We start from the raw sequence: 9,328 nt of genomic DNA, 5'->3' as shown, positions 1-9,328 counted from the left end.
TTTGATCTTTGAAGTGTAGACATAAAATACTATTATTTATAAAAAAATACACTTTTTGCTATATTTTATTAGTGATTTCGATATTAAAGTCTTGAGTCAAGGCACGGTGTTGTGTAATTTTAAACAGAGAGGTTAATAAGATACCTGTTCAGTTTTGCAGACGTGGTAATATTTTTATCAGCTATCAGGTCAAGACATGTCCCCTGTTTTACCTTTCTTACCGGTTATAATTAACCCACTTTAACTTGAATTTACCGGCATAAAAATATTTGTCCCGTAATTCCAGTTTTACGGCGGTAACATACGCGCCGTGAATATAATCTTTGTGTTTATCAACGTGTATTTTTTTATCCATAATAAGGGCGGTATTGTTTCTGCTGGCGGATTTAATCCTTAAACCAGCGCTGTAATCGCCTTTGGGCAGCAAATGGCGGTCAAAACGCAGATACAGGGCGCCTTTTTCCGGCCCGATGCCGGATTGTTCGGTTTTGAATTCGTACCGGTCAAAGCTGTTTTCAAATACCGCGTATATTTCAGGCGCGATTGCGGGTTCCGATATCCGGCCGTACAGGACTATTTCGCATCCGTCCTCGCGGATTGTTATATCTGTTTTAATTCTGCTGTTTCTTTTAAGGCCGTACGGCGCGCCGGAACTTTGCGCTTTTATCAGGGATATTCCCGGGTCTGTAATATACGGGCTTATCCAGATGCCGTTTTCTATATTTCCGGCGGGAAGATTGTGGCGGTAAATTTCACCGCTTTCTGTCATGTAAGATATTAGCAGTTTTGGTTCCCTGTAAAAAAAACTTTTAAGATTTCCGTAAAAAGTCTTTTTAACTTTAACCCGCGCGGAGGTAACAATCCCGCGCTGTTTTGGAACCTGAATCCATTCACCGAAAGAAACTTCATCCTCTGTTGTTTCTTCGTTTTGCCATTTAGCGGAGGTTTCATTTCTGCGGAAAATAATACGCTGATTATATTGCGATTCAGGGTGGTATTTTTCCAGTATTTTCATAATCACCCGCGGTTCATCGTTAAAAACATAACCGTCATCAAGGGTGGCGCATTTGCCGGAGATATTTTCAAATATTAGATATTCGGGAATGCTGTCTTTTGAAAAAAATTGCAGATTCTTATTTTCAAGCCAGGGAAGATACGCTATATAAGACTGAAATACGGGCCTGGGTTTCCAGTTAAGGTAATTGGCCGGTATATATGAAATTTCCACCGGATAAACATCCGCGGTTTTATTCCCTATTTTATCGCGTATTTCGGAGGGGATTTTTGACTGTTTAAGTTTTATTTCAGAGTGATAAATCATGGCTTTTTTATACTTTGAAAAATCAAGTATTTTTCTGTAACCGTCGGCGATAAAGAACTTTTTAAATACATCGTTTTTTGCGTATATGCCGAATTCCGTTCCGGCAATATTTGTGAATATAACCGCGATAGAAATAATACCCAGGCAGGTATAAATAAGAAGGGGTTTTAATTTTCTTATGTGTAACATGGAAAAGTACAGCATTATTATAAGAAAGATTATAAAAGCAAGATAATGATAAGCGTCTTCCCTGCCGAATACATATTTAAGCACGGAAAGAAAAGGCATTAATAAAATAAGCAGTGATTTTGCAGCCGGCTTATCTTTTATAAGCGCAAGTCCAAGAATCCATAATAAAATACCGGCGGCTATGACTGCCCTGCTGTATTTGCTTTCCAGAGCCATTCCGATCGTGTGTCCCGCGGAAAAATAAACCGCGGACTGTATATATGTTATTACCCCCTGCAGGTTTCCATAAATCATAAGCCACATGGCAAGAAAACCGAAAAAAGAAACCGCAATGCTTAAGGCAAAACCGCGCAGCGCGCCTTTTTTTCCCGCGGAAAGCGCAAAATAGGATAATACCGCAAGAAGCCCAAAAACCCCGCTGCTTTGTTTAATAAGGGCCGCGAAAGCGGCAAAAAGAGAGGCGGCAACAAGGTATTTCTTTCTTTCGGAAACTTCGTAGATATAAAGGTATAAGTACACAATCATTGAATATAGAAATTCTATCCTGCCCATGCGGTTAAATATATTCAGAAAGAATACTGTTATAATAATCAGCAGGGCCTGCGGGACAATCCCCCCTTTTTTATGGTATACGCGGATAAAAATAAGCGCGCCGATAATAAAAAAGCTGTAAACAGCCAGATTTAATACAAACGCGGTTTCCATATTTTTCGCGATTGGCTGAGGGCCAAGCAAAAAACCCAAAGGGCCTTTGGTGAAAATAATATCACGCCCTGCCTGCATATCAGAGGCAAAAAGGTGGTTAAAGGCGTAAAAGTGAGAGTTGTCCAGCCCTCTGTCTATTGGAAGCCACGCGGTTGGAAATGTGTAAAACATTATAGCGAAATATAAAGCGATATATACAAAAATCCTTTTGTGTGGCAGTGTTTTTAATCCGTTTAATATTTCTTCCGTTTTTACGATCATTTCCCCTCGCTTTTGACGGCGTAAATTTATTGCTGTGGCTGCTGCATCATGTATTTGGAGCGTTCCGCCTGCCAATAAACGTATTTCCATTCCGGGGCAAGCAGGTAAGCCCGGGTGAAAAAATAGTGTGAATTCTTATAATCTTTTGACATGTAAAGGATTCTTGCAAAAAATTCCATAAGGTCCGCCGTGGGATATATTTTTTTATCCGGGTCCTGCGCGGCGGCAAAAAGGTCATTATATTTTCCGGTGCTGCCGCAGAAAAGTACGTATTGCACGTTTAACAGCGTGTTTGCCAGTATTTTAACAGGGTCATTGCCGGTTATTTCCAGATAGGTTTTTGTTATATTAAAGCCTTCCGCGTATTTTTGCTCCCAGGCTTTTACCTGCTGTTTTTCCATTTTTGTTTTAAGGGCGCTGAAGTATTCAGCAAGCCCGCTTCCCTGCTTTACGGGTATTTCGTACAGCGCGTAAGTATGAAGGTTATTACCCTGAAAATCATAAAAATACTTTACAGAGGCTTTTGGGAAAACTGACTTAACATTTTGGCGCATAAAATAGTTGGTAAGAAGAATAATTGTTTTGGGTTCTTTTGCGGGCTTATAAGCCGCCTTTGTACGAAGATACATCGGGAAATCGCCGTAAACAACCCCTTCATGAATGAAAATATAATCATTATTGGCGTATTTTTTGTTTATGTAATCAGACGCCTGTTTGGACCTGTGTGAAATATTCATCTGCGCCGGCCAGAAATTAAAATGGTATAAAAGTACGGTGATAAATAACATGACATGCGCTGTAACGGCAAAAAGCGCGTATTTTCTGTTTAATATATGGTTCAGAAAAAAGCCCGCCGTTATTATAATAAACGGAAGCATCATGACATGGCGCAGGTGGTGCGCCACATCTTTGCTTATTAACAGCGTGGTGCCTGAAATAATAACCCCTGCCAAGATAATCCTGAATATCTTTTTTTTGATATTTATAACCGCCATTATTATGCCGCCTGTAAAAAATAAAAACTCTGTGGCGGAAACGGCGGGCTGTGTGTGTGACAGATGGTTGTATTCCATCGGCTGTAATAGAAAAACAAACACGTTTTTAATATTTAACACCGCCTGAAATGCCCCTGTGGAACCCTTAAAAACAGTCATACCCATTGCCCACGAAGGCCCTTTTGTCTGCGTAAAAAGCAGCATGTAAAAGCCCAGCGATACAGCCATGATGGAGGATAATACCAGAATTTTTTTAAGGCCTATTTCCTTTCTGTATTCAAAAAGAAAATACGCTATAAACGCGGTTATAAGCGCCCAGGAAGAATAAGTATAGAATCCGGCAAAATAGACCGCGCCGGTAAGGTACAGAAATCTGTCTTTTTTACTTCGGATATAGTAATTAAGAAATGTGAATACAAGGACGGCAAAAAGAGGCACGTAAATGTTTTCCATAAGCTTTCTGCTTAAAAAAAGCGCCCAGCCGGATGTCAAAAACAGAAAAGCCATAATAACACCCAGTTTTTTATTTTTTAATGAATCTCCAAAAAAATAAAGCGCTGCGGCAGTCAGTACGGACACAACCGCGGGTATAAACCTTAACAGGTCAATATTTTCCCGGATAACAGCCATTACCGCCATTATTACGCCTAAACTGAAATAAAGCAAAGATGAACCAAACCGCGTACTGTAACCGAATAATTCTTTCTGCCCTGTCAGCCTGAAATAAGCTTCTGTCAGTTCGTTAAGTTCGTCAGTATAAAAATCATACGGCATTGAAGTAATTGAAATAAACCTTGCGGCAAGGGCCGCGGCAATTGCGAAGATAAAAAATTTATACATTGAAGAATAATCTTTTTCCTGCGTTTCAAACAGCGGCATATCCCGGTATTTATTATATATTACAAGGATAACCGCGGCCGCGGCAATTGTTGCCGGTATGTTATAAAAGCCGTATATAAGTGAAAATCCGGTAATAATGGCGGCTGAAACCGCCAAAGGCAGTATTTTTATATTTCCTTTTTTTAAAACGTCTCTTATTTCGATTCTGCATCTCCTGTAACACGGGGAAAGAATACTTTCCCGGAATCAGCGGTTTTACACAGCCTGTGCTGAAATTAAAATGCCGGTTCTATTTACTCGGATAAAAGTTATCCATTGGAACCGCTTCTAAAATACCATTGTCAGGTTTAGCCCACCATAAAGCAAACCGGTTTCCGCCGTTGTTTCTGTACATAACGTGAATGTCATGCATTCCTTTTGAAAGCAAAACTTCGGCTTTTGCCTGATTGCCCGAAAGAATAGGTTTATTATCTATAAGCAGTTCTTTTCTTTCGTTTGTTTTTACGTCAAAGATATATTTTCCCGGGGTGTCTATCCTTATCCTGCCGTCCCAGCAGACAGTAAAACGGGTTACATTTTTCGGAAAATATGCCCATTCGTGAAATATCATGGGTTCTGTCCGGACTTCAAGCAAATCACCGTAACCGCAGTCGCCGCCGGTATAATAACGCGCGGTAAGCCCCTTTTCGGGTTTGTCAGATAAACCTTTCAGGGCTTCTTCGTAAGGGACTTTATAGGCGATAAAAGCTATTATTTTTTCGTCGTTATATTTTTCCATAAAGTCAACACGTTCTCCTGCCGGATAATATGCCTGAAGGGACGGAAGCATGGAGTAGTATTCCCTCTCCAGAATGTAAACATAGTTTTTTCCGGGCTGCGGATTAACGGGAAAATTATAGCCGGTTGTAAGTTTTTCATAATTATTTTTTTTCTTTGCCATAAAGGCAATTGTAACGTCGGGAGTGTTCTGCTCCGGCCCGTACATAAAATACGGCGTCATTATGGCCTGCCAGCTGTCTCCCAATTTTATTACATATTCCGCAGCTTCCCTTTTTTCTGATTCAAAAGCGCGGTATATGTATTTGTGCCTGCCGTACTTTATAAAATACTTGTCATAATTAATAACGCCTGTAAGGACGACGGCTATAGAGATTAACACATATATAACTTTCCTGCCTGCAGATGGCGTGCTGCGGATTAATCCCGACAGGCCAAAGGCGGCAATAATGTATAGTAAGGGCATGGTCATAACGGATCTGCTTGGATAAGGCGCTTCTATGAAAGCGGCCGAGGCGGCTGCAAATAAAATTAAAAAAAAGATGAAAACAATCCCGAAAATATTACCGGTAAAGGCTGCCGCCAATAGAATAAAAAACCCCGCGGCGGCGAATATGCCTGTAAGAAAGTCCATAAGGGGCAATCCGTTATATGCCCCAAGGTTTATAGCCACACTGCCGCTATGATTGAACATAAGAAGAACTTTTTTTATACTGATTAAATAATTTAATATTGGATTCTGGTTAAACCAATGGTGGCTGTTATGCGCCTGCATAAGATATAAACCCGAAGCTCTCATCATGAACGAGTCAAAATGCTCCATGACGTATACCAGAAACGGGACCATAAATATGACGGCTGTTATAAATGAGGCGTATAATTTTATATAATTAGTTTTTAAAAATTCCCTGTCAAAGAAAAATGTCCCTGCGATAAACAGTAAATATGCAACAGGCACAATCCGTGCCGCCTGATATGTCTGAACGGATAACGCAAGCGCGATTCCGAAAATAATAAAATCGGCGGTTTTTCTTTCGTTATAAATTTTTACCGCGTAGAATAAAGAGATAATAAAAGGCAGTATGGCAAACCCCGCGTGATAAACAAGCCTGCTGTATGCAACCGGGTAGATGCCAAAGGCAAAAAACATTGAAGCGAAAAATGCAGTTTTCCAGCCAAGCATGTAACGTATAAGGAAATAAAAACTTACCGCCGCCATAAGCCCCGCGACAGCTGTAGCTGCCCTTGCCCCCATTATACCTTCTCCGATAAACGGGAAAAGGCCGGCCATAAAATAGTTATATAAAGCGGCGTTATCAGTGATATGTCTTATATATATGGGCAGGGCGGAATCGGCGCCGTTTGGCGTGACGCCCCTTATGATATCCATGGCGTCTTTGACGGCCTTTCCTTCATCACGGAAGGACCCCATAGGCACCGTGTCCAGGCTGTGAAACCTGAAGAAAGCTGCGGTTATGAAGAATATAGCAAACCCTATTATTTCAAATTTTCCCGGTTTTTCAAAAACGCCTTTTAAAAAAGGCAGGTTACCGATAAGTTCCGCGCCTTTGTCGCTTTTTATCGCGATGAAAAAAGGGATAAGAGAAAGCAGAAAGAAATAAGCGCCCGGCAAAGCGTGCGGCTTTGCGTACATAAACGACTGTCCGATGAAAATAAAAATAAAACCTGTTATTACACATATAAATTTAATAATTCTGTTATTTTCCAAAATACTCTCCCGATAAATGCTTGTTTGAAAGTTTATATTTTATCATATATTTGAAAAAGGTTTATAAAAAAAGTTAGAAGTTTAGTTGTCAAACCTCGCTTAAAGTTTTTACATTCATTACACCGTGCCTTTTTGTATAAGTTTCAGATATCTTATTCACTCTGCTTTGTTAAATTATTCGCGGTCTGATTAATTGTGAAGAGTATTAGAATCCTTAGTTGTCTCCCCGTATTTAATAATATCGTTTTATTGATGCCAATTTATCAAAGTTATTAAACAACATCAAGGATAAAGGCTATAAGTGATGTCTGACACCTTTCATGTGTTTTTTGTTATATTTTATTAGCGATTTCTTTGTTAAAGTCTTTAGTCGGGGCATGGTGTCGTGTAATTAATCTAAACACCATGCATAAATATAAGAATATGTTTTTAGAACCTTATCCTCACATCCACCCCGGTATATTCCTGATTCACCAGAGGGACTATGAGCGCGGGCTGTTCTTCCTTGTTGTTTTTATCATGGTTATTCATAAAAAATGCCGCGGCAAGCGGGACGGCCAGCATCACTCCGATGCCCCCTGCCGCTCTCCACATACTCGCGTTGTCATTTTTTTCTATTGAATTAATCAATGTGATGACCGGATATGCGAGGTCGACTGCCCCGCCGAGCATCATGCACGCCTTGGAAAGACTGTCATCGAAAAACGGTATATTTATGATACTGTAATCCATCCATCCGGCGGCATTCAAACCAAGCGCGATTCCGGACAGCAGATAGTTTTTATCAGCCTGCATTTCATAGAAATAATATCCTGCCATGGCTAACGCCGTGATCCCGAGCGCAGGGTTGATTGTTGAATTATTGACGGGCCTGTCGTAATTTATGACTTTTCCGTCGGCGTCATTAACGTTTACTTTATGCCCGTCTCTGTCGGTAAAACATACCACTCCGTCCTTTATTACAGGGGTATTGAAATACGAAAAATATCCCCCGTAGGTTTCCAGCTTGTAAGTGTCCACTTCCCAGTAAATCTTTCCTTCCGCAAGGTTAAATTTAATCAGCCTGTTTCCTGCCCCATGAAAATAGGCAGTATCATTTTCTATCAGCGCATTATCGGGCATGAAGCCCCTAAATGACCAGATTAGTTTTCCGTCGTTGCCGGACAAAAGGCAGATGGTCTCCCATTCCGAAAAATCATATTCGCCGCCGGACTCCGACTCCTCATCCGCTTTCACCTGCTCTTTTGTCGCTTGCGGCATGATTATCCTGCAGAGCAGGTTATTGCCGAGTTTCCTGACGCTTAAAAAAGAGATATACTTCGCCTCTTTATCAAGGGCCAGCGGGCAGAAATTAACCGTTCCTTTTTTTACGGTTTTATAACAGGAAAAATCGATAATTATTGAGTTAAAGCTTACAGGTACAGCTCCTTTTTCCGGAAGGGTAACTGACGCGAATTCCTCAGTTGCCGTAAAAACATCTTTATTTGCCGCAGACAAGACAAATGCTATTAAAGAAATCGCTGCAATTATAATCACTTTTTTCAAATTACCCTCCTGTTTTTAAAACCAGTTAAGGTGTCAGACCTCACTTATAGCTTTTATATTTGTTACGTTTTGTCTTTTTGTATACGTTTCAGATATCTTATTCACATCCTGCTTTGTTTTGTTGTTTGTTGACAGTTCCTTTATTACGCCTGCGATTGATCTGCCTATACTGCCATGATGCATTTTGTTCAGCAGGGCTGCTATTTCCGTGTTGTTCTTGCCGGCATCCTTAGAAAGCAGATACATAAGAAAAAAAATGGTGCCAGACCTTGAAAGTAGAAAGTAAAACTGTATCTGCTGATTGTATGCGCGTTCAACATTTCAATCTCCTTGTTGCGCTCCGGGCAGCTCATTGCGTTGAATGTTTTCCCTGTCCCGCTTGAATGATAATCGCCAGGCAGCTGTGGTATCCGGATAATTTAAGCACGGAATTCCCTTTATAGCTGCCGTCCCATCTGTTAACCTATCTAAGGTTTTTTCTGCCCGTAATACAATTAAAATTTAACAGATAAAATAAGATAAATAAAGCGTTTTTAAGTTTCTACTTTCTACTTTCAAGGTCTGGCACCAATTTTTTCTTGTCCTGGGTTGTAAGTTCGTACAGGTTTGGGTCGTAGGCGGAAAATGTTGATGAATCAACAAACGTAAAATTACCCGGTGCTTCGCCATACACCAACACATTGCCCGTCATATCAAGCGGACGCAGCGACGCGCCTTTTCCGCCAAGCTGGGTGTAGGTTATGTTAAACGGCGATTCCATGCTTGTAATGTTTTGTGAAGGGTTTGGCAGGGCTTCAAACCTGTACACTTTTCCGCCGGGTATGGTTATGGAAACCAGGTGCGAACGCAGCGGCTTTATCTTTAATCAGGGAAAAAATGGTGCCACCCATTTAAGTGTCTGTCAACTTTAAATACACGTATTACGTTAAGCGGTTTCCAAACCATCTTTTAATCTTTTATTCAGCC

At 40.6% G+C, this 9,328-nt stretch carries 5 protein-coding genes; all 5 read right to left on the bottom strand.

Going from position 1 to position 9,328, the window contains the following annotated elements:
* Window positions 1-217 precede the first annotated feature (217 nt).
* Window positions 218-2,386 carry a hypothetical protein gene (locus tag JXR81_11615; GenBank protein ID MBN2755490.1) on the bottom strand — a complete coding sequence of 723 codons (2,169 nt, stop codon included), beginning with the start codon at window positions 2,384-2,386 and terminating at the stop codon, window positions 218-220.
* A 116-nt stretch (window positions 2,387-2,502) separates the two neighbouring features.
* A complete protein-coding gene (locus JXR81_11610) occupies window positions 2,503-4,467 on the bottom strand; it encodes a hypothetical protein (GenBank protein MBN2755489.1) in 1,965 nt (654 codons plus the stop codon).
* 133 nt (window positions 4,468-4,600) lie between these two features.
* On the bottom strand, window positions 4,601-6,817 hold the full coding sequence (locus JXR81_11605) for a glycosyltransferase family 39 protein (GenBank protein ID MBN2755488.1): 2,217 nt from the start codon (window positions 6,815-6,817) through the stop codon (window positions 4,601-4,603).
* A 429-nt stretch (window positions 6,818-7,246) separates the two neighbouring features.
* The gene (locus JXR81_11600; protein MBN2755487.1) at window positions 7,247-8,362 is read right to left on the bottom strand and encodes a hypothetical protein; all 1,116 of its coding nucleotides are present in this window, start codon (window positions 8,360-8,362) and stop codon (window positions 7,247-7,249) included.
* Window positions 8,363-8,903: 541 nt separating this feature from the next.
* Window positions 8,904-9,170 carry a hypothetical protein gene (locus JXR81_11595; protein ID MBN2755486.1) on the bottom strand — a complete coding sequence of 89 codons (267 nt, stop codon included), beginning with the start codon at window positions 9,168-9,170 and terminating at the stop codon, window positions 8,904-8,906.
* Window positions 9,171-9,328: the final 158 nt, after the last annotated feature.

The sequence above is a fragment of the Candidatus Goldiibacteriota bacterium genome (genome assembly GCA_016937715.1).
Taxonomy (GTDB): domain Bacteria; phylum Oederibacteriota; class PGYV01; order PGYV01; family PGYV01; genus PGYV01.
Note: the sequence above shows the minus strand (reverse complement) of the source record. Positions and strands in the feature narration are given on the sequence as shown.

Excerpts from the sequence above, each read along its gene's own strand:
- JXR81_11615 (MBN2755490.1), bottom strand. The coding sequence starts at position 2,386 with ATGTTTTACACATTTCCAACCGCGTGGCTTCCAATAGACAGAGGGCTG.